This window comes from Ralstonia sp. VS2407 (genome assembly GCF_052950655.1).
The window spans coordinates 74,405-94,997 of sequence record NZ_JBRFVG010000009.1 but is presented as its reverse complement, the minus strand read 5'-3'; the positions used below and the strand labels follow the sequence as shown (position 1 = coordinate 94,997).

Genomic DNA, 20,593 nt, shown 5'->3' with positions numbered 1-20,593 from the left:
AACCGGATCGAGAGCGTGCATGGGCACGATGGTTCGCCGCGGGCGCAACGGGTTCGTCCTGCCACAGGTCGTGTTGCGCGGTGGTCCATACGATCAGCAAACAGGCGGAAAGGGCGTGTGGCCCGCCGCCGATTGCCACTTCATCTTTTCTTGGGCCCATCATGCAATCACATTACGGTAGTGCCCCCATGCCGCCCGATACCCTCGCGCAGACCCGTGCCGACCACGGTGAGGCGGATGCAGGTGTGTCGGTGACCAACAAGCTGTCGCGCGCATTGCGGCGCGTGCTGCAACGTGTGCGGACCGGGCACGCCGAGCCGTCGCCAGCCGCCAGCCGATTTCACGTGCCGACACCGCATCATGATCGACAGGTCGCGGCGACTGCTTCGCGCACACAGCATCAACAGCGCGCAGGCGCGGCGCGCGATGCGTTGCGCATCCAGCAGGCCATGCCACAAGGCCACAGCCTGCGTGCCCCCGTTCCTCCTACTGATGCCAGCCGCTGGCTGGCCGTATGCGAGGCGGTGGCGGGTTGGCAGCAGGAGATGGCGCGTCGCCTGCACCGCTACAGCGGCCCGTTGCTGACCGACACCGCACGGCCCACGGAGCAAGGCCTGGCCCTGGCGGCCACGCGCATGCTGCTGGCCATGCAGCAGAAGAGCCGGCACCTCGTGCTCGACGGTATTCCGGTGATGCGCCTGCCAGCGGCCCTGTGCCTGGCCGAAGAGCTGGAGCGGCTGACCGTGCACGATTGCGATCTCTTCGAGTGGCCGGCATCTGGTGGTTTGCCGGTCAACCTGAGCGCGCTGCATTTCGCGCGCAACCCACGGCTGTCAGCGTTGCCCGGACGGATCGGCAAGCTGTTGCAGCTGCAGGAGGTTGTCGTGCTCGATTCGCCGCTGCGCGCGCTGCCGTCGTCGTTGTCGCAGTTGCCGAAGCTGGAGCGACTGGTTCTGCAGGGCACGGATCTGCGCATCGTGCCAGTCGAGCTTGGCTCGCTGGCCGCATTGCAAACACTGACGCTGGCCTCCAACAAGCTGCTCGTGCAACTGCCCATCAGCCTGGGCCAGCTTGCGCAACTGCGAGAGCTTCACTTGCGCGGCAATCCGCTGCTCGCCGTGCTGCCCGATACCCTGGGCAACCTGGCCGAACTGGAGCGGCTGGACCTGCGCGAGAACAGCGCCATGACCATGCTGCCGGAGTCCTTGGGGCGACTGCACAAGCTGCGTCATCTGGATGTCTCCGGCATGGCGAGCCTCGTGGCCGTGCCGGAAGGCATTGGTCATTGCACGCAACTGCGTACGCTGCGGCTGCGCGATTGCGGATCGCTGCGCAGCTTGCCTGCGTCCGTGGGCGACCTGAAGGCGCTGACGCACCTCGATTTGCGTGGCTGTTACGCCTTGTCGGGCTTGCCCGATACGCTGCGCGATCTGCCGCCAGCGTGCCGCGTCGATGTGCCGGCGCACTTGTCCGCTCGGTTGGACGAATTGCGCCCCGCAGCCGGTGCCGTCTCGACGGCAGGTTCCAGCATTGCGCCAGATTGGATGGCGCTGCGCCAGGGCTGGCGCGCGCGCCTGCAGCCCTATGACGCCGAATATGGCAGCGACGCCTTGTGCATCTGGATGGAGCGCTATATCAACGCCATCGCGCCCGACGCCATGCGTGCATACCGCGACAGCCGCCGTCTCGGCCAACTGGTGGATGGCCTGTGCGATCTGCCGGCGCTGCGCAGCGCCGTCTTTCAGCGAGCCCAAGAGCGCTATGCGCTGGGTTGCCTTGACGATGAGGCCCTGCCGCTTGACGCGCTGATGGCGCTGTTGGTGAGTGAGCGCCTGCGCGAGCCCGGGTTGCCCGAAGACGCTGCCGCGCGAATGGTGCGCGCCGAGGCTTTCGCAGCGTTGCTCGAATATGGCGCTGCTGGCGGATCGATCGACGAGGCGGTCCAGAAGCTCGCGGCTTGGCCGCCGCTGCAGAGCTACGTTGCACGCTACGTCAGGGCCGGCGAGGGCGTGGCACAGCGGCACGTTGCCGTCGCGCGCGACTGGCTGCACGCTGGCTAATACGGCCGTTCAATCGTGTATTCCATGGGCCGGCTCGATGCCGGCCTTTGTCTTCTTGAGCCTGGCAACGAAACCAGAATGCTTGCGGGCAGCCAAAAAAAAAGCCAGCCCGGGCGCATCGCGAGCTGGCGGTGGAACGTGAAGTCAGCAGCCTTTACGTCTGCGATTCGCCCTCGTTGGTCGGGAATGCGTTGCCGAGCACCGCTTTGCGGCGCTGCAGCTCCTGCTGCGCCTGTTGGCTGATCGGCAGGTTCATGGCGGCGAGCCGCTGCAGATCTGCCAGGTTGGCCTGCTTGACCGATGCCCTGGTCGGCTCCAGGCGCGTGCGCAGTTGGCCGATGGTGCCCGTGGGTTGGGGTTTGCCGTGCAGGGCCGCTTGGGTTCGGTTGTTCTCGCGTTGCAGCGCCTTGGGGTTGCGCACCAGCGACTGGATACCGGTATTGCGCTCCTCGGTATGGAACAGCGCGGCCGAGTTGATGGCCCGCGTATTGCCGATGATCTTCGAGAACGCATCGAGCAGCGGACGCCCCCGGTTGGAGTCGCACAAATAGTCGGCGCGTTCCTCGATGGTGGTCATGGCTTGCAGGCGCGCACGCATCGCGTTCACGTCGATGTGGCTCACGTCGATCGGCTTGGCCAGCGGTTCGGCAAGCTTGAACAGCGGTTCGCCGTTGGCGGTCGAGCCTGGAGCGTGCGCAGCCACCTGCGTTGACACCTGGGCCGCACGTGCAAACGGTGTTGCGGCGTGGTAGCGCACGAACTCGTTCTTGATCTGGACGGGGCGGTTTTCGGCAGCCGCGGCGTTGATCTCCTGCGTGGCTGCTGCGTACTTGGCCACCACGTCGACCATCAGGTTCGGGTTGGCGAGGTAGCGATCGCGGTGTACCGGATTCGCATCGAACGCCTGCCGTAGCGCGGCATCTTCCTGGTGGGCTTCTGCGTCGACGATCTTGGCCAGGAACGGGTGCTGCATGATGAGGTAGCTCGTGTCGGAGCCCATCACCTCGCCAGCGTAGCTCTGCGTGCTGTCCGTATGCGAGACCGACGGCGTGAACGTGCCGTGCGGTGTCGGTACCGTTACCGCCAGGCTCATGCCGCTGTTCTTGTTGCGCAGGACGCGCGCGTATTGCAGCTCCATCGGCGCGTTCTGCACGTCGGGGGCCTGACGCAACTTGACGACCAGGCTGGTGCCGTCGGTCACATTGAGCAGCAGGCCCTGCGTCTGTCGGATCACTTCCTGCGGATCGAACTTGTCGTCCTGCAGCCGCATGTTCGGCGCGAATTTCTCGATGGCCGCTTCGATGGCCTTGTTCAGTATCGCGCCGGTAATGGGTGCACCGCCCTGCGCCGTGAACGTCAACTGCAAGAACTTGCCGGTACGGCTCGGGTTGACTTGATGATTGGCATTCATCAGGCGCGCCTCGGCGCTGAGCGAAACCTGCCCCGCGCTATTGCCAACCGAGATGGAACCCGTGAAAGGCCCAAGTTGCACCTTGCCGCTGGACCGGCCGAAGCGGTTAAGGATCGCGTTGAGCGCACTGCTTTGCGCACCGCCGGACACCGTCGCCTTGAGTGCCGTATCCCAGCGCTGCCACAGCGATTTGTCTTTCAGCGGGCCGTTCTTCTGCACGTCGTAGTTCTTGAGCGGCAGGTACGTCTTGTCCAGCATTTCACGCGCGGTCTTGTACATCGAATCCGCCGTGAGGATGGCTTCGGCGGCGGCCGTGCCGTGCTCCTCGCGCAACGCCATCTGCTGCTTCACGACAGAGATATGCGCACCCACACAGCCGAGCGCCAAGCTGATCGCAGCGTGGCTCTTGGCGACGAATGCCTCGGGGTGGGCCAGCGCATCCTTCTGCGGGTACCGGCCATGCCATACGGTCTGGTTGATCTGTGCGAAGGCGGCTTCGCGGTGCTGGATCAACGTATCGCGTTCTTTTGCGGGCATGAAGCGATCGTTCCTGGCGAGCACGGCGCCGGCATGATTGGCAAATTGCAGATAGGAGCCCATGAGCTGCTCCAGCTGATCCGTCGCATGATTGAGCTGGTCGGGGCTTGCGTGGGTGATGGCGTTGCGGAACTGCGCGGGAATGTCGGCTTCCTCGCCGTAGTGCAGCCGTTCGGTTTCGGTAAAGGGCTGCGCGGGGCCGGCGTGCAGTTCGTGCGTCAGTGCCTTGCGTGTCTCGTTGTACAGGTGGAGCTGCGCGGGCGGCGGCTCGGCACAAGCGGCATCGAGTTGCTGATGGAGCTTGAAGGTGGACTGGTAATCCTTGTGATAGCCCGGGTCCAGCAGCGTGTGCGGTGCGGCTGCGCTTTCCGTGAAGAACTGCGCCACGTTGCCGCGCAGATTCACATCAAAGCTGCCGCCGGCTTCCAGGTTTGTGCCGCCTTGGGTCTCGTTGCCGACGGTGGCATCCAGGCTGCCGGTCACCTGGCGATAGGCCAGGAAGCGGTCGCCATAGGCCACGGAATCGGGCACGTCGCGTCGCGGTTGCGCCGGCATGGGTTGCCCGCTGCCGATGCGATCCGTCAGTACGTCGACGATGGGCGGGTACGCGGCCTTCATCAACGTGCTGAAGTGGTCTCCGCCCACTTTCTGGTCGATGGCACCGGCCAGCAGGGTCATCTTCAAGGTGTTGAAGCCCTTGGCGATCTTGGCGTCGTTCAGGAAGTAGGGCTTGCCTGCGGCTTCCGTGTAGTTGCGCCCGATGGCGTGAGACACGAGATTGGCCAACGCTTCCAGCTGCTGCATCGCCTGGCGCGCATGTGGCCCGGCAGACTTGACCCAGGCATGGTTGGCATCGTGGTTGGCAACGAGCTTGACGAGTTGACGCAAGTCATCGTGTTCGAGGTAGACATTGCCGCCGGACAGATCCAACCGGCCCGTCAGCTTGGCGGCCCACTCGCCCAGCTTGCCGCCAAGCGCGACCTTGGCGAAGGCTTGTGCCGAGGGCCAGTAGTCGACGTCGCCGTCGTCATCGGCAAAGTACAGCCGGCCTTTGCCGCCACCCGCTTCCACCGACACGTGTGCACCGGCATAGCGGTTGGTGGGGAAGGCCGAAATTGACACGCTGGCAGACGTGCCGGTGCTCACGTTGGAGCCGGGCTTTGCCGTGCTGATGCCGGGCGCCTTGGCTTCGAGGTTGGCGGTTTCCTTCTCGGCATAGTGGCTCATGACCTCGTGCGCGCTGCCGCTCAGGTGCGTGCGCTTGAGCTCGGTGAGGAGCGCCGCGATACCCTTGTATGCATCAGCCGGATCATGATTGCCCAACGATTTGGCAAGCTGGCGCGCGGTCTTGGCCGCCGACGCAAATGCATCACGCACGGCCATGCCGACCTCGTGCGGGGCCTTGCGGGTGTTGTCTGCGGCAATCGTCTGGATGGAGCCCAACTGATGCTGGAGCTTGGCGAGCAGCCCGTCGCTTTGCGGGTGCGAGTGCATGAGCTCCACCGGCACCCTAGGCAGCGCATCCTTGAGCGCCAGCGCCATCTGGCGTAACTGTGGCTTGTTCAGCACGCCGGTATCGGGATCGAATACGGGCGCATCCGGCGGCGTGTGACGGCCGTGCTCGCGCTCGCTGGACAAGGGATTCAACGGCGGTTGCGCCGGCTGTTGGGGCGGCCACTGCAGCTTGCCGTTGCGAATACGCTTCTGGGCTTCCCGGTGCGCGGCGCGCGTTCCGCGTCCGCTCAACGTGGTGCTCGACAGCGCAACCTTGAGCTGCTCGTTCGTCAGCGATGCGGCGCTTTTCTTTTGGCGGCTCGCCGTCACCATGTCAGCAAGGTCACGCAGGCCGCCAGGCAACTGCGAAGTCTTGCGCACGCTTGGCAGCGAGGACTGCGATGCCGACGTACTGGACGACGTCTGTGCCGGAGGCGTCGCACTGGAGTGGCGGGAGAATATCTTCATGACGGGCGAGGGCTCCGAAGGTTGGTATGCCGGGGCAACGCGGTTTCGCCCGAGCACAATTGAACCTTGCAAGCGTAGCCAGCCCCCGCCGGCCAATGTTGCGGGCGCCGAAGTGCTGCGTCGGCATCCGAAGCGACCGCCTCGGCGGCTCAATATCGTGTGGGCGCGCCGCCGTCGTCCAGTTCAGCCGTGAGCGCAGCGATGGCGTCAAGCAAATCCGTCGCTTCGGGATCGTCATCCAGCGCATAGCGGAAGCGATAGATCATCTGGCCGGTCTGCGGGTGTCGCACGACGCTGCCGCGTGCCGCGCCGTCCACTTCCAGGCAGAGACTAAGCAGTAAATTGAGCGTCAACGCCACGTCCAATGTGTCGCGCGGGCCAAGCTCGACATACGCCGTCAGCATGTCGGGCTCGGCGTAGCTGTCATAAGCCAGCCAGACGTTGCGGCTGCCAATGCGCAGGGCATGCGCGGGCAGTGCGTCGTTGTCAAACGGGGGTTGGGGCAATTCTTCGGGGGGCATGGGCGGGCGCCGTGGCGGTTGTTGCTGCAACGAATTGCAGCAACCGGGTTGCACCGCTCAACGATGCCAGCAGGGGCCTTCCAGATGTCGTGGGTGTGCCGAAAAACTGCGATAAAAGCCGAAAAAATGCGCCCCTGAAATATCAGCGGTAGGTAAAATCTCGACATCTGGGTGTGGGCTTTCTCGCCAACAGATCGGGCCGTTTGCCGACGGACGGCCAGCACAGATTTTCGCGGAGGGTACCGTGACGCAAACCTGCCAGCCAGTTACCGAACTGGCCTCTGACTGGTTCCGACAACACTATGCTTGGCTCGCCCGCCGTATGGGCTGCAAGACAGGCTGCCGCTTTGGCGCCGAAGACATTGCGGCGGAAGCCTTTGCGCAATTGCTGCAGAGGCCAGGGTGGCAAGACACCCGTGAGCCGCGCGCCTTGCTGACAACGATTGCGCAGCGCCTGCTCTATGACGTCTGGCGTCGTCGTGATCTGGAAGAGGCCTATATGGCCTGGGCCGCCACGCAACCGCAAGCGACGCTGCCATCGCCGGAAGAGCGCGCGTTGATCCTCGAGACCCTCACCTCCATCGATCGCGTGCTCGATGGGTTGCCGCCCAAGGCGCGCAGCGCCTTTCTCTATAGCCAACTCGATGGCCTCACGTACCCGGAGATCGCCGAACGCTTGCAGGTGTCTGTTCGCATGGTGCAGAAATACATGACGCAGGCCTTGCGCCTGTGCTATTTGGCCGAATCATCGTGAAGCACGTGCTGGACGATCGGATTGCCGAGCAGGCGATCCAGTGGCTTGTCGTACTGCGTTCGGGTACGGCGTCCGAGATGGAGCGCCAGCGCTTTGCCGCCTGGCAGGAGGCCGATCCCGCGCACGCCGCCGCCGTGCAACGTTTGCAAGGCGCGTTGGGCTCGATGGCACTGCCGTCCGTGGCAGAACCGCATCGGCGCGCCGCGCGACGGCTTCTCGATGCGCCTTCGTCGACAGCACGGCATGTGCGCCGCGCGCTGATCTTCAGCGGGCTGGGTTTGGGCGTTGCCGCCCTCGTTGACAGAGAGATTCCGCTGACCGACCTGGCTGCCGACATGCGCACGGCGACCTCGGAGCGTCGCGACTTCACGCTGGCTGGCGGCTATCAACTACGCCTGAATGCGCGCAGCGCGGTCGATGCCTCTGCGGTTGCGCGCGGTTACGACGTGCGTCTGCGCAGTGGCAGCGTGCTGGCCGTCGCCGGGTCGCCGTCGGGTCAGTTGCGGTTGTGGTCTGCCGCGGGCGCGGTGGAATGCACGGGCGGCATGATCTGCGCAACGCTGGAGCCCGATGGCGCGATGAAGGTTGCCGTGCTCGAAGGCACCGCGGCGTTGTCGACGCCGGCCGGTGCCGTTTCCACGGCGCGTACGGGCGAGGTACGGCGCCTTGGTGACGGCGGCATCGAAAAACTGACGCTGATGGCCCGCAACGTGGCGGCCTGGACACGCGGCATGGTCGAGGTCGAACACCAGCCCTTGTCCGACGTGATTGACGCATTGCGCCCTTACCACCGTAGCCTGATCGAGCTGCTCCCTGACGTGGCCGATCTGCGCGTGACCGGGCGGTTCCCGCTCGACGGCCATCGTGCCCTGCACATGCTGGCCGAGACACTCCCCATCCAGGTGAAGGAGCTTGCCGGCGTGTGGGTGCGCATCGGCCCACGCTGAGCGCTGGTCTGCCGCAAAAATTTTTTTTGCGATCGGGGTTCCGGTTTTTCTTTCTCGATGCACAGAGAGAGTAAGAGGCTGCCGCGGTACCCATCCGCGAGCGCCACTGCATCCAGATGCATAGCTTTCACGAGAGCGAAGGACGACATGAACGCCCGGGTCCAGAACGACGTGCTGCTACACGCAGCCGACAGCACGGCAGAAAGCCGGTATTTCTCCCCTTTCCCTGCAGCTGCCGCTTGGCGGGCGCAGGCGGTGGTGCCTCTCACGATCGCGGTTCGGCAGGTTTCGCCCGCCCCAAACGGCGGGATCCTGGTCGACTTGACCGAACTGGCCGAGGCCGCCGGTGAAGAGCCGCCCGCCCAGCCCGTTACGCTGGAGCAGGCGCATGCGATGCTTGGGCGGATGTTGGAATCCAGGCGGCGGGCGCCTGCCCGTTCGTCCGGCAAGGGGGCGTTGCTCTCCGCGCTGACGCCACGCCAACGCGACATCCTGCGAGAGGCGGCATCGGGAAAATCCAATGTGGAAATCGCGCAGGCGCTGCATATCGGCGTAGAAACCGTGAAATCGCACGTGCGCCAAATCCTGATGCGCTTACAAGCACGCAATCGGACCGAATTGGCAGCGCTATATCAGCAATGTGCGGGTGAAAACCGCTCGCACGAAAATCACTAACGCGATAACCATTAACAAGGCAATATTTTTTAAACCGGCACTGAATTTATTAAGCCGATACTGAAATTATCTGCCTTGAAGCGTTTTATTAAGAAATGCTAAAACAATCTGCCGTGGGTGCGGTGGGCCCTGCAGCGCGCAATCGTTTGCGCAAAAAGGCCGCTTAGGCGGCCAGGATGGTGCGCGCCTCGGGGCCTGCGGGCTCGTTGCTGGCGGCCTGCACGGCGAGCTGATAGCCGCGTGCATAGACGGTCTTGAGTTCCACGCCGGTCTCGGGGCCGAACTGCAGTTTCTTGCGCAGCTTGTAGATGTGCTGCTCGATCGAGCGCTCGACGATGCTGGCGTCTGCGCCCCACACGGCGGATGCGATCTGCTGGCGCGAGAGAAACGACCCCGGCGACGAGAACAGCAGCCATGCCGTCGCAAACTCCCGCGCGGTCATGCGAATGGGGATGCTGTTGACGGTGGCCGTGCGGGTCAGGCGGCAAAGGCGATATGGCCCCACCACGACGTGGATGCCGGCATTCTGGCGCACTGGCTCGGCACGGCGCAGTGCTCGTTGCACGCGGGCCTGCAGCTCTTCAGCGGTGAAATGTCCGGTCAGCACGTCGTCCACGCCGGCATCGAAGGCCGACGCCATGTCCCCCCGGTCGACAAACTGCCCGAACACCAGGGTGGGCCAGCACATGTCGGCATTGCACTCCCGCCACGACAGCACGAGCTGACCGGCCGTACGGAAATGCTGGGCATCGATCATCAACAGATCAAACGTTTCCGTACGGCGCGCGCGCAGCAGCGACAGGGCGTCGTCAAAGCGGACGCACTCCGCCTCCTGGGTGGATAGACAGCTCGCCACGTAGGCAAAGCTGGATGGGTTCGAGGTCAATACGGCGAACTTCATGGCGCTCCCCTTTCAAGCCACTGCACTACAGTATCGAATCGTTGCAGATGGCGCTTCAAACTGAGGCCAAGCATAACGTTCACAATTTGCTCACACATCCCTATAAAGAGTGAAATCGCGTTTAGATCTGATTAAGTTTTTTTTGTTGACTCTGCAAGAGTGAGTTGAGCATGCACATGCCGCATTATGAGTGAACGATTATGCGCATATGCCAATTAAAAAACCGCCGAGAACATTAATTCGGCGGCTGATATGACAATCTGATGAAAAGATCTCTAGCCGAACTTGATGGCGGCGAGTTCACGGGTGCCTTCTGCTTCCTTGCTGGCACGCAGCTGCAGCGCACTCGTCAGGCCACGGCTGCGGCTGGTGGACACTTGTTCGACGATAGCGAGCTTCTCCGGCACGCGGGATGTGGGCGCTTCGAGCAGCGCCTGCGCAAGCGCTTCTGAAGCTTGCGCGTCGGCAGAATTCGGGTCGATGCTCCGGTGCAGGTCCGCCAGGGCGAGGTGGCCCTCGATCTCGCGAGCAGCGGACGGCCGGAGCCGATGCCGGTTCAGGTAGCGCTGGTTGGGGCGGGCGTGCTTTTCAACGGTCTCGCAGTAGGCCTCGAACTCGCGCGCGGCCTGTTCCGGTGTGCCGCCTGGCTTGTGCGCAAGCATGTTGATCCATGCATCGCGTTCGCTGCGCACGACGACCAGATATTCGCGCACGCTGCGGTATTCGGTGTCGAAGTAGCTGACGCGATCGGCAATCTTGCCGTTCTGGTAGCCCATCTTCACCTTCGTCGTATGGCCGCCTTCCGAGAGTTTCCAGTTGAACCCGAGCGGCATGCCGCCGGTAAACGACTGTGTGAACTTGCCGCTCTCGCCGGCTTTGGCCGAGGCGTTGTCGTCAGGAGCCGCCGTGTAGAAGGTGCGGCCCACCGAGAACGCCAGTCCACCCCGGGCCGTCACCTTGTGTCCCGTCGCGACGCTGAACTGCTCGACGCGCATCGTGCCGGTCTTCTCCTGCAAGGTCGCCGTGTTGCTGAGCGTCTTTTCGCCGCGCAGCCGGGCTGACGGGCCGATCCGCACCGGCGTGTGCGGGCTGCTCACGCGTACATTCATGCCGACGCTTGCGTCCATCGAGGCGCGCCAGCGCTTCTTGGTCTGGTCGACCCAACTGATCGAAATGCCGCCGCTGCCGCCGCTTTCGCCACAGTGCTGTGCCAGCGCATTCCACAGCGTATCGGCATCGGGCCGCTGCTCGGGCGCGGCGCACGCGTGCTCGAACAGCAGGTTGGTGGCCTTGACGATGGCGTCCGCAGCGGCTTTGTCGTCGTACTTGATGGGTTCCCAGTCGTCGTGGCCCTCCACGGGGCGCTGCGTGGGCCGCGTGGCCCGGATGACCACGCCGCGCGGCTCACCTGTCTCCAGATCGAATGGCGTGACCTTGACGGCGAGCAGATTGGCGCGCAGGCGCTTGCCCCACGTTTTGAGGTCGTAGCCAACGGAGGCCCCCACGCCAACCGAGGCGCGCATCGTGCGGTCAGTGCCGACGAACACGTCGCGCCCATGAGAACTGCGTCCGATTTCCACCACGGCCTGGCGGCCTCTGCCGTAATTGGCGTCCAGTTGCACGGATACGGGCACCGGCAGCGCCTTGCCGACGTGCGACAAGCCTGTCGATACGCCGGCCGTGCTGCCGCCAATCCAGCCACCGTTGGACAGGCGCACCTTGTTGCCCGATTCCATGGACGTGAGCAGCGTCTCGATGGTCTTGCGCGCGTCTTCGATGGTGGGCGCCTGCATCTTGAGGTCTTCCGGGTGCTCGAGCTTGTCGGCACGCTCGAGCGCGCTTCGGAATGCGGGCGCCTCGGCGGCCTCGCCCGCGTGGGCACTCCAGTAGCGCAACAGCGTGGCAGACGGCTGGAGCCCCACGAGGTATTCCGGCGGCTCGCCCACCAGGCCGGCGTGGTCGATGAGCTGCGTCACGTGAGCCTGCGCGGTGTTGACTTGCGGCAGGGTCAGCGTGTCCAGGCGGGTTTGCGCCCACGCCCGGGTGTCTGCATCGTCGGTCAGTCCGGCCGCGGCCACGAGCTGCGCGAATTCCTGATGGGCCGGCGAACTGCCCGGTGTGCGTGCGACGGCAGTCGGCTCGGCGCTTTCGCGCTGCATGCGGCTGACCGCTGCGCCGACTTCCGGTTGCAGCGCACGCAGCTTCTCTGCCGTGAGCGCGTAGTCGCTCAACGGCGCGTTGGCAGCTGTCAGCCCGGCCCAGTGTGCAAGGATTGCGCCGCGCCAAAGATCGCCCGGGTGGGCGATGGTGTGCAGCGGCGGTGCATTGCCTGCCTGCGCGAGCGTGTCGATCATCGTCCGTAGCGCCGCCGTATAGGCGTCCATTTCCTTGACGAGACCCGGCCGCTGTGCGCCGTGCATGCCAAGCGCAGCCGATGACAGCGGCGATTTCTTCTTGCCGATCATCTGCCAGAAATGGCTGCCCGTGGTTTGCTTCTCTACGCGCGGAATGGTGCGCCCGACAAACTTGGCCAGGCGTGCCTTGGTGTTGGCCAGATCCGAGCCCGGACCATCTTCACGAAAGCCCTGGTGCCACGCAAAGAGGACCCCCGCCTGTTGCGCGCTGACGGGCTCGCCGCGCAGCTTGAGCGCAGCGGCGTGCATGACGTTGACGGCGAGTGACTCGGCTTGCGTGCCGCTGCCCGCCGGACGCGCGTGCAGCAGGGCGGTGGGGTCGGCCGCGGTGGCGGCGGCCGTATGCACGTGGTCGGCCGCCTGCAGGAAGGCGCGCGCGGTGTGCGCCTGCTCCGGTGTGGGCGGAGTCTGCATCAGGCCGGTCAGCGCTTCAAAGCCGTGATGGCTGCGCGAGAGCAACTGCGCCGTGCGCCAGGCCGCGCTTGCCACGCCCGCATCGCTCATGCCCTGCGGCATTGGCGGGACCGCCAGGCTGCTTGAAGAGCGACCGGAGCGACCGGAGCGACCGGAGCCACCCGACCCGTCTGAACTGCTTGATCCGTAGTGGGCCAACAGGCTGGATTGCCGGGAAAACGAACGCGGGCTTTGCTCGTCACTGGTCCGGCTGGCGCCGGTTTCGCTGCGCTGTGGCGACGTTTCGCCCTCGCCAAACAGATGAGCCAAGCCCAGGTCCGACGTGCTGGAACGGTGCGACGCCGTTGCCGATGCCGTCTCATTGAACAGGCGGCCCATGCCCAAGGAGGAGCTGCTCGTGGAATGTGTTGACCCCTCATTACTCGGCGTCGAAACAGGTGCCGCAAAGGCGGCAGCATCAAAGTGCACCGCATGCGTGACGTGCTGCAGCACCCGCAGCGCATCGCCTGCATTGCCGCCACTGGTGGCCGCCAGCGCGCGTGCCGCCAACATCGGGCGGATGTAGCTGCCTGCGGCCGACGAGGCGCCCTGCGCTGGAGCCGCCAAGACGCCGAGCCGATCGGCCAGCAGCTCACGTTCGCTTGCGCTGCCCGCCATGCGGAACAACTGCGCAATGCTCTGGCGGAACGCTTCGGCCGTAGCCGGAACCGTCAACGCTGCGGCGGGCGATGCCGCTTGGGGTGTCGGCGGTTTTCCGCGTTGGCGCAAGCGCTGCGCACCCTGTTCAGCACGCTGCATCATGGACGACGTTTTGCGCTGCGAACGTGCCGCGCGGCGTGTTTCTTGACGTTCCTGCACCTGCGCTGTGGCAGGGTGCGGGGTGCCTTCGGTGGCCTGCGGCGTTGCCTCGGGCGTGGTCGTCAACGTGCCGCGCGTGGGTGCCTTGTAGTTGTCCACCGTATTGAACGACGTGCCGGAGCGCTTGCGGTCGCTTAACAGCGTGGCCAGTTCTGTCTCGTCACTCTTGGGCAGCTTTTCGCGCACGCGCGATTTCAGGTTGCTGAGCCAGCCACCCTTCTTGCGGGGCTGCAGAGCATCGCCGCCATCGGCCGAGGGCGATGGCGTGCGCGCGGCGAAGTCGTGGAGTGTCTCGTACTCCGACGGCGATGTCGGCACGTTGACGGGCAATAGGCGTGAAGGTGGCATGGCGCGAGATGTTCAGGCACTGGCCTGGTCAATCGGCATACCACTTTGATGCGGCCGAATGACAAACACGCGCGCAATGCGAATCCGCCGTGACGATGGCGAAGTTGCATGCCACCGGCCCAGGCGCAATCGGCTAGTGCACCGACCACTTCGAGACCGATGTGGCTGACGCCGCAATCCCGGTCATTGCATCAATGAGCAAAGCGCCCGTCGGGTCGTCGTGAAGCGTGTAAGGGAAGCGATAGACCAGCGTGCCGGTGTGCGCCTGCTGCGCCACCACGCCCCGCGACGAAGCAGGCAGGCCGAGGCACAGCCCGAGGATCACGTGCAGTGCTTCGTCAACGTTGATCTCAAGCGGCTTGCCTAGGTCGATACAAACGGTGACCGACTCATGGTCGGCATTTGCATCTGCATCACAGGTGAACCAGAGCTGGTATGCGCCGATGAGGATGGGGTGCGCAGCGAAGGGGAAGAACTCGCCGGCGCGCAGAAGCGGAATGTCTATGGTTGGCAGATACGGTGTGCGTGAGGCGGACATGAACTTGGATTGGCGATGCCGCCGAGCCGATGCGTCAGCTTCAACGAGCACCTTCGCATGTAATGCCGCGAGCGTACGGCGTTATATGACAGCCGGCGTACGCGTTCACGAAGTCATCACGGGCGCTGCGAAGGCACGCCCGTAGGGGCGCTGCCGTGCGCCCCATGCATGCGCATTACGCCCGAATCCACACGTAGGTGCCGTTCGCCAGGTTCTCGAACATGTCGTCTGTCGTCTGCAGGATGTTGTCGCGCCAGTAGCGGCCGTGCTCGGCATAGTGGCCCAGCAGTTCGGCCAGTTGCTCGCCGTCGATGTCGGGGTCGTAGGCCACACGCACGATCAGGATGATGCCGCCCGTATCGCCATCCAACCCGAGTTGTGCATGGTCTTGCGCATAGATGGTGACGTTGGCTTCAAGCATGAGGCGGAACACGCGCAGCGTGCGGCCGCCTGTGACGATGCCGTAGTCGAAGTTCAGGTAGAACGCGTCGATGTCTTCCTCGACTGCATCGATGATGACTTCGAACCCCTCCACCGTGAGCCGGCCGGCGGCGATGATGGCATCGGCATCCGGAATCTGCAGATGCATGCACATGTCGCGGATGAGGCTGTCGCGCCGTTCGATGCTCATGCTTTACACCAGCAGATCTTTGGCCGCTTTCGGGCCGGCTTCCATCAGCTTGGCGAATGCCTGTGTGCGGTTCAGCTCATCCTCGAGATGGGCTGTGTTCAGCATGTCGTCCGCGCCGGCGGATACCACGGCATGCAGCGTGCCGGATGCGTGCGCACCTGTGTGGCCGTGCGCAGGGTGCGATGCAGACGGATCCTGCGCAGGGGTTGCGGCAGTTGCAGAAACGTTGCGGTGGATGGGGGTCATGTCGGGATCGCGGTAGCGGGTCGGATTCGGTGAATCGGGCTGCGGCGCGATGGGCCGGGGGGGGGGAGGAACAGCAGAGGCGCGCGGGCAATACATCTAAAAAGCCGCTCGGGAACGGCGCGGCCCCGTTCCCGAACGTTGGCGGCACAGAATGTGCCGTCCGGAACCGACCATTACGAGATCAGGTCCTTGGCGGCCTTCGGGCCCGCTTCCATCAGCTTGGCGAACATGTTGGTGCGGTTCAGTTCGTTTTGCAGACGGGCTGCGTTCAGCATGTCTTGCTCGCCTTCTTTCGTGATGGCTTCGTTTTGAGCATCGAACGACAGGCGGCTACCGGTGTCACGCAGGGCAGCGGTGGTGGTTTGCACGGTCATGGAAAACTCCTTTTCGGTGGATAAGTGGTCTCGGGTGAGAGCCGGGTTTTTCAACAACACCCCGGAATGGGATGCCGCTGATTCGGTTCAGCGAACGTGCTGCTGTTGTGTTCGCCGTGAAGTCATCATCGTGGATTTCATTGCGCTGGACCGGCGAAGAGGCGAAATGTGATGTCGTCTCGCGAAGCCCGTATGTGCACTGCGCGCGTTATGCCGGGATCAACCCCGAGCACACTTGTGCCGCGCTGGAAAAGCCGTGCGACAGCACGCGAAGCTGCTCGCGGTTGTTGACGTCCGTCGCACGAATGGCGCGCTGTTCCATGTCCATGGCGGTGTGCTTGAGCGCTTCGATAGCCTTGTTGAGCGGGCCGAAATCCTTCGGGCCTTCCTGCTTGGCAAAAGCCTGAATGTCGTCAAACGTTTCGATGATGTCGAGCGTGAAATGGTCAAACATGTGAGTCTCCAGAAGAAGGGGAATGGCAAGAACGATCTGCGCCTTAACGCTGCGCAGCGAGAAAATCCTTGGTGCCGTCGGAGCTTTCGATGTAGCTCAGTTCATCCACGGAAAGCGCGGATGTGGCATCGGCCTTGGGGTCACGCACGCGTGCCTGCGTGATGTCCAGGGCGATGTCCTTGATGTTGCCGCCCAGGTCGCTGCGCACGTGGTCTGCCGTTGCGCGAACCCGCTCGGGGTGCACGGCTGGGCCCGCAATGGAGAACCGGTTGCTGCCCAGATAGCTGATGCGCAGCCCCGGTTCCTGCAGCGATTCACGCAGGTTTTCAATGACCTCCTGCGCGATGGAAAGATCGGTGCGGACAGACGCTGACACCGCTCGCAGATCGCGCAGCGTGGCAAGCTCTTCGTTGGCTGACGTCACGATGCCGTGCACGATGATCTCGTTGTCGTGCTGTTCGATCTGCAAGCCGTCGATGCGGTGCAGTGCCAGGCATGTGCGCACACGTTCGATTAGCGGTACTTGTGCCGTGGCTGCGGAATGCGCGGCGGAGGATGGCTCGCGTGTCGATGCCAGCAGCAGCGCGCACGGCGTGAGCAGCGCGACTGCTGTCACGCCCATCCAGCCTTTGCGTGCGCGAGGCCGGGTGGGCGCGTGCGTTTCGGAAGCGGGGGCTTGCGCAGCGGCAACGCTGTGGCTTCCGGTGTCCGTGGCTGCGGGCGATAGCACCTGCTCCAGCAGTGCAAGGTCGGATGGCCATGCCTCGCCGGCTGGCCCGACACAGAGAATGACCTCGCCAAAGCGGCGAGGGGTCAGGTCGTCCCAGGTGCTGCCGCCATCGTCGGATTCAATCAGGACGCCGTGTTCCGTATCGACAAGCAGCGCGATCGGATCGCCCGCCCAATCAGAGATGCGGATGCTGGCTTGTGCGTCGGGGCCGACCGTCCAGCGGCCCGGTGTCAGGTCGAGGCAGGCGCCGGCATGCGCGCCTGCCAACACGCGGATGTGCTTGTTCATGGTGATTGCGGGGAAGGATCAGATAGCGGAGGCAGGGCCAGACCCAGCCCCGCCCGGTAAGACCAGAGTTCGGTTGTCCAGCGGCGCGCGACGGCGCTGCTGCGTGCGATGCTCTCGCCGCGCTCGCGGCCAATGCGCGGCCGCGAAGGACTGAGCAGCAAGAGGGGAAACAGCAGGTTGAACGTCTTTTCTCGGTCGGTCAGCGCGCTGGCGGCGTGTTGCGGCGTGGTGGTCGCCAGGAGCCGGTCTTTTACGGCGGCCAGCGTGCCGGGCGTGCCTTCAATGGGCGTCTGCTTCAAATAGCTGCGCAGGATGTCGAACGCCATGCGCAGCGGCATCGGGTGGCCCGTGTGCATGGCGTGCCGCACGGCAAGCAGCTCCTGTTCAAGGCGCTGGTAGCTGGGCGATTCCACTTCGGCCAGTAGCGTGTCGGCCGGCAACGCGCCGGCCTCTGTGGCTGCTGTCTTCTGTGGTGCGGCGGCAGCGGTCTCTGCGGCTTGTTCCTGCAAGTACTGCAGCAGCAGGGCGCGGCGGCCCTGGGCGCTGCGGCGGTCTCTTGCCTGGTCGTCGTCGCCGTCGCTTTGGTCTTGCCGGGACGACAGGCCAATCACCATCGGCTCGACCTTGCGCGCATGCTCCTCCAGCATGAGGAGCAATTCTTCGAACGTGCTGTCGGTGATGGGCTCTTCGGGCGAGCCCGCTGCGCTGCGCTTGCCCGTGCGCGGGCGGCGCACGCGCTTCGCAACCTGTGCGACGTGCTTGTGGCGGTGCAGTTGGTCTTCGACCAACTGGTCGGCCCAGTGGTGGTGTCCGTGCGCACTATGCCGATGATGCTTGCGATGGTGCGGCGCGGCCGTGTTCTGCGGTGCCTGTACCGGATCGGGCAACGAGAGAACGTTGGGCGTCGAGGCGGAGATGCGTGTCATGGCACCCTCCTATTGGAAGAGCGATTGCAGGATCGTGTTGCCGAACTGCAGGATCGATGCCGCGCCCCACGGTGCAGCCACCACAATCACCACGGACACGATGATGAGTTTCAGCCCATGCGAGATGCTGCTGTCCTGAAGCGAGGTCACGGCCTGCACGAACGAGATCAGCAGCCCGGCAATGGCGGACACCGCCACAGCGGGCAAGGACACCAGCAGGCACAGCATGAGCGCCGTGCTGGTCAGGCGCGTGATGTTGTCGTAGTCCATGGCGGCCCCTTTAACGATAGGTGTTGACCAGGCCGTGAATCAGCACAGACCAGCCGTCCATCACCACGAAGAGCAGCAGCTTGAACGGGATGGCAACGTTGCTGGGTGTCACCTGCGATAGCCCCAGCGCCATCAACAGGTTGGCGATCACCAGGTCGATCACGATGAAGACGAGATACAGCAGGAAGCCGATGCGGAACGCCGCCGTCAGCTCCGTCAGCGTGAAGGCGGGCGCGAGGATGATGAGATCGTCTTCCTTGAGCTGTGCGGCTTTGGCCGGTGGCCATAGTTGCTGAGCCGAGCGCATGAAGAACGCTTTCTCGCGTGCGTTGGTGTGCTTGTCCAGGAACTGCCGGAACGGCTCGCGCGCGGCATCGAGCAGCGGCATGACCTGGCTGACGTTCGCGCTGGAATCATTGAGTTGCATGTGGGCGCGCTGCATGGCCTCCATGCCGACCGGCGCCATCACGAAGCACGACACGATCATTGCAATGCCGTTGAGCACCATGCTGGGCGGCACCTGCTGCACGCCCAACGCATTGCGCAGCAGGCCGAGCACGACCACGATCTTGGTGTACGACGTGACCACCATGGCGGCAAACGGCAGCAGCGCAATGGCAACCGCCGCAATGATGAGCGAGGCGAATTCAATGTTCTGCATGGCGCGCGCTCATGGCGGTGATCTGCAGGCCCAGATGCTCGCCCACTGCCACGAGCTGGCCCTGGCCAAGAGTCTGGCCGTGGCAGACCAGGCGCACCGTGGCGTCGCGCAGCACGACGGGCAATTGCAGGACATGGCTTGGCGCCAGCGCTGCCAACTCGGCCAGCGGCAGGCTCATCACCGCAACCTCAAGGTGGACGGGCACCTCCAGTGCTTCTACTGCGATGCCGTCAGTGCTGTCGGGTGCGGTGTCGTGCGTGGCGGCGGTGTCGTCGTCTGCGAGCGCGGGAACATCGAGAATCGTCACGGTGCCTTCCTTGTAGTGAGCATGGGCAGTGAAGTGGGCGCGTCGGCTATCACCGCATGTGAGGCGTACGGCGCCTTCATCGGTGTCGGGGCGATAGGCGTGTATGCCCCAGCCGAGCAGAACGTCGCCGGCCGCGAGCGAAGAAAGCGTGTGCGTTGGGCATCGACGGCTGGCGATACGAACGCCCACCGGCAGTCCCACCACGCCGAGTTGTGCAAGCACAGCGTTGCGATCGGCCACGGGTGGCGCGGGCGGCGCGGCATGCCAATCGAGCGTGGCGATGCGGCATGGCGTTTCACCGTGTGGCCCATCCAGCCGCATCGGCAATTCCGGCTGATCGCTACGTTGCGCATCGTTGTGTTCGGGCGTGAATGTCGCCAAGGTGGCGTCTCCCAGCCCTGCCGCAGACAGCGTGTCGAGCATTGGCGCGAGCCAAAGCCCGGCAAGCGCCGTGCGGCGTTGCGCATCGGCTTCGTGTGCGATGGCGTGGAGCGCGGGGTGGTTGGCGCCTTCAACAACAACGTCGACCGCACACAGCGATGAGCGAATGCCAAGTCGCATAGGCGCCTGCATGGGCGCGGCGTGGTCTACGGCGTGCAGTTGCCAGCGGCGTCCGTGGTCATCCGGGAACGGCGTTCCGGTCAGCCGTGTCAACGCGGCCTGGGCCGGCGTGAACGCACGCAGATGCGCATCGAGCGGGGATGGCGTGAGCCCGGTGTCCATGGCGAGTCGGCGGAAGGTGTCGGGTGAGGCGTGGGAACGATCACCACACTTCGAGTTCGATATCGATGCGCTGCTCCAGCAAAACGTGAACGCGTTGGCGCAGTGCATCGCCATGCTCGGAGAGTAAGTCGCGCGCCCGCGGGTGTGCCGCCAGGAAGCGAAGCCATAGCGTGTGGGGCGAAAGGCGCAGAGTGAGGCGGGTGTCGGGCAGCACGCGCGGGTCGAGGTCCAGCGTCACTTCCCAGCATTCGCTGTTGGCTTTCACAACACGGGAGCCGCAGAACCTGGAAAGCAGCTGCGCGAGATGTTCCGTCACGGTGCTCCCCACGCTGATCTCTGAGCACGTGCGCACCAGGCGGCTGGCCATGGCCGACGTGTGAAGCGGCGGGGCGTCGGGCGGCGCTTCATTGGGCTGCGCATCGGCGTGATCTTGCGTGGGTGGTTCGTGCTCTGGGGTGTCCTCGCATGCGGCGTCGCTGTACGCATCGAGCGGTATCCAGGCGGTAGCTTCATCCGCGCAGGGCTCGGCCTGCATGCCGGCTCGCGCGTCTGCGCTGCGTTGCGCGACGGGCCGCCGGACGGGCGTGGCCGGATGGACGATGGGCGGGGCTCGCCACAGGCGTACGGGCGTGGTCATGGCGGC

General features: G+C 64.5%; 19 protein-coding genes. 4 read left to right on the top strand and 15 right to left on the bottom strand.

Going from position 1 to position 20,593, the window contains the following annotated elements; all coding sequences use genetic code 11:
- Window positions 1-188 precede the first annotated feature (188 nt).
- Window positions 189-2,060 carry a leucine-rich repeat domain-containing protein gene (locus ACU8YE_RS16095; RefSeq protein WP_446929145.1) on the top strand — a complete coding sequence of 624 codons (1,872 nt, stop codon included), beginning with the start codon at window positions 189-191 and terminating at the stop codon, window positions 2,058-2,060.
- Window positions 2,061-2,214: 154 nt separating this feature from the next.
- Here ACU8YE_RS16095 and ACU8YE_RS16090 read toward each other — a convergent pair whose 3' ends face one another.
- Together ACU8YE_RS16090 and ACU8YE_RS16085 are read right to left on the bottom strand one after the other, a co-directional pair.
- Window positions 2,215-5,970, bottom strand: a complete 3,756-nt coding sequence (locus ACU8YE_RS16090; protein WP_446929144.1) for a type III effector protein — start codon at window positions 5,968-5,970, stop codon at window positions 2,215-2,217.
- A 149-nt stretch (window positions 5,971-6,119) separates the two neighbouring features.
- Window positions 6,120-6,491 carry a hypothetical protein gene (locus ACU8YE_RS16085; protein WP_260801164.1) on the bottom strand — a complete coding sequence of 124 codons (372 nt, stop codon included), beginning with the start codon at window positions 6,489-6,491 and terminating at the stop codon, window positions 6,120-6,122.
- A gap of 244 nt (window positions 6,492-6,735) precedes the next feature.
- Here ACU8YE_RS16085 and ACU8YE_RS16080 point away from each other — a divergent pair, with 244 nt between their 5' ends.
- From ACU8YE_RS16080 to ACU8YE_RS16070, 3 genes are all read left to right on the top strand, one after another.
- Window positions 6,736-7,245: a sigma-70 family RNA polymerase sigma factor gene (locus tag ACU8YE_RS16080; protein WP_322018133.1), complete on the top strand. Its 510-nt coding sequence runs from the start codon at window positions 6,736-6,738 to the stop codon at window positions 7,243-7,245.
- Complete coding sequence (locus ACU8YE_RS16075; RefSeq protein ID WP_446929143.1) at window positions 7,242-8,192, top strand: DUF4880 domain-containing protein; 951 nt, start codon at window positions 7,242-7,244, stop codon at window positions 8,190-8,192. Before ACU8YE_RS16080 ends, ACU8YE_RS16075 begins: the two co-directional genes overlap by 4 nt.
- A 321-nt stretch (window positions 8,193-8,513) precedes the next feature.
- Entirely contained in the window at window positions 8,514-8,867 is a 354-nt protein-coding gene (locus ACU8YE_RS16070) for a response regulator transcription factor (RefSeq protein ID WP_373407704.1), read from the top strand.
- A gap of 163 nt (window positions 8,868-9,030) precedes the next feature.
- Here ACU8YE_RS16070 and ACU8YE_RS16065 read toward each other — a convergent pair whose 3' ends face one another.
- The 13 genes from ACU8YE_RS16065 to sctP form a co-directional block, all read right to left on the bottom strand.
- On the bottom strand, window positions 9,031-9,768 hold the full coding sequence (locus ACU8YE_RS16065; protein ID WP_232038756.1) for a response regulator transcription factor: 738 nt from the start codon (window positions 9,766-9,768) through the stop codon (window positions 9,031-9,033).
- A gap of 275 nt (window positions 9,769-10,043) precedes the next feature.
- Complete coding sequence (locus ACU8YE_RS16060; protein ID WP_446929142.1) at window positions 10,044-13,802, bottom strand: hypothetical protein; 3,759 nt, start codon at window positions 13,800-13,802, stop codon at window positions 10,044-10,046.
- Window positions 13,803-13,935: 133 nt separating this feature from the next.
- Complete coding sequence (locus ACU8YE_RS16055; RefSeq protein WP_232038754.1) at window positions 13,936-14,340, bottom strand: hypothetical protein; 405 nt, start codon at window positions 14,338-14,340, stop codon at window positions 13,936-13,938.
- A gap of 175 nt (window positions 14,341-14,515) precedes the next feature.
- Window positions 14,516-14,971, bottom strand: a complete 456-nt coding sequence (locus ACU8YE_RS16050) for a molecular chaperone Tir (RefSeq protein ID WP_232038753.1) — start codon at window positions 14,969-14,971, stop codon at window positions 14,516-14,518.
- A gap of 3 nt (window positions 14,972-14,974) precedes the next feature.
- Window positions 14,975-15,217, bottom strand: coding sequence for a serine kinase/phosphatase (locus ACU8YE_RS16045; protein WP_433867648.1), 243 nt, complete (start codon window positions 15,215-15,217; stop codon window positions 14,975-14,977).
- A 173-nt stretch (window positions 15,218-15,390) separates the two neighbouring features.
- Window positions 15,391-15,591 (bottom strand): serine kinase/phosphatase, encoded by a 201-nt coding sequence (locus tag ACU8YE_RS16040; protein WP_414561497.1) that lies wholly within the window; start codon window positions 15,589-15,591, stop codon window positions 15,391-15,393.
- Between the two features lie 208 nt (window positions 15,592-15,799).
- Window positions 15,800-16,045, bottom strand: coding sequence for a type III secretion protein HrpX (locus ACU8YE_RS16035; RefSeq protein ID WP_440818794.1), 246 nt, complete (start codon window positions 16,043-16,045; stop codon window positions 15,800-15,802).
- A gap of 43 nt (window positions 16,046-16,088) precedes the next feature.
- Complete coding sequence (locus tag ACU8YE_RS16030) at window positions 16,089-17,063, bottom strand: HrpD5 family protein (RefSeq protein WP_446929141.1); 975 nt, start codon at window positions 17,061-17,063, stop codon at window positions 16,089-16,091.
- Window positions 17,060-17,989 carry a type III secretion protein HrpV gene (locus ACU8YE_RS16025; protein WP_322018126.1) on the bottom strand — a complete coding sequence of 310 codons (930 nt, stop codon included), beginning with the start codon at window positions 17,987-17,989 and terminating at the stop codon, window positions 17,060-17,062. Before ACU8YE_RS16025 ends, ACU8YE_RS16030 begins: the two co-directional genes overlap by 4 nt.
- Window positions 17,990-17,998: 9 nt before the next feature.
- Entirely contained in the window at window positions 17,999-18,259 is a 261-nt protein-coding gene (gene sctS, locus ACU8YE_RS16020; protein WP_024978147.1) for a type III secretion system export apparatus subunit SctS, read from the bottom strand.
- Between the two features lie 10 nt (window positions 18,260-18,269).
- Entirely contained in the window at window positions 18,270-18,920 is a 651-nt protein-coding gene (sctR, locus tag ACU8YE_RS16015; protein WP_045205537.1) for a type III secretion system export apparatus subunit SctR, read from the bottom strand.
- Entirely contained in the window at window positions 18,907-19,950 is a 1,044-nt protein-coding gene (gene sctQ, locus ACU8YE_RS16010; protein ID WP_446929140.1) for a type III secretion system cytoplasmic ring protein SctQ, read from the bottom strand. Before sctQ ends, sctR begins: the two co-directional genes overlap by 14 nt.
- Before the next feature lie 40 nt (window positions 19,951-19,990).
- On the bottom strand, window positions 19,991-20,587 hold the full coding sequence (sctP, locus tag ACU8YE_RS16005; RefSeq protein WP_446929139.1) for a type III secretion system protein SctP: 597 nt from the start codon (window positions 20,585-20,587) through the stop codon (window positions 19,991-19,993).
- Window positions 20,588-20,593: the final 6 nt, after the last annotated feature.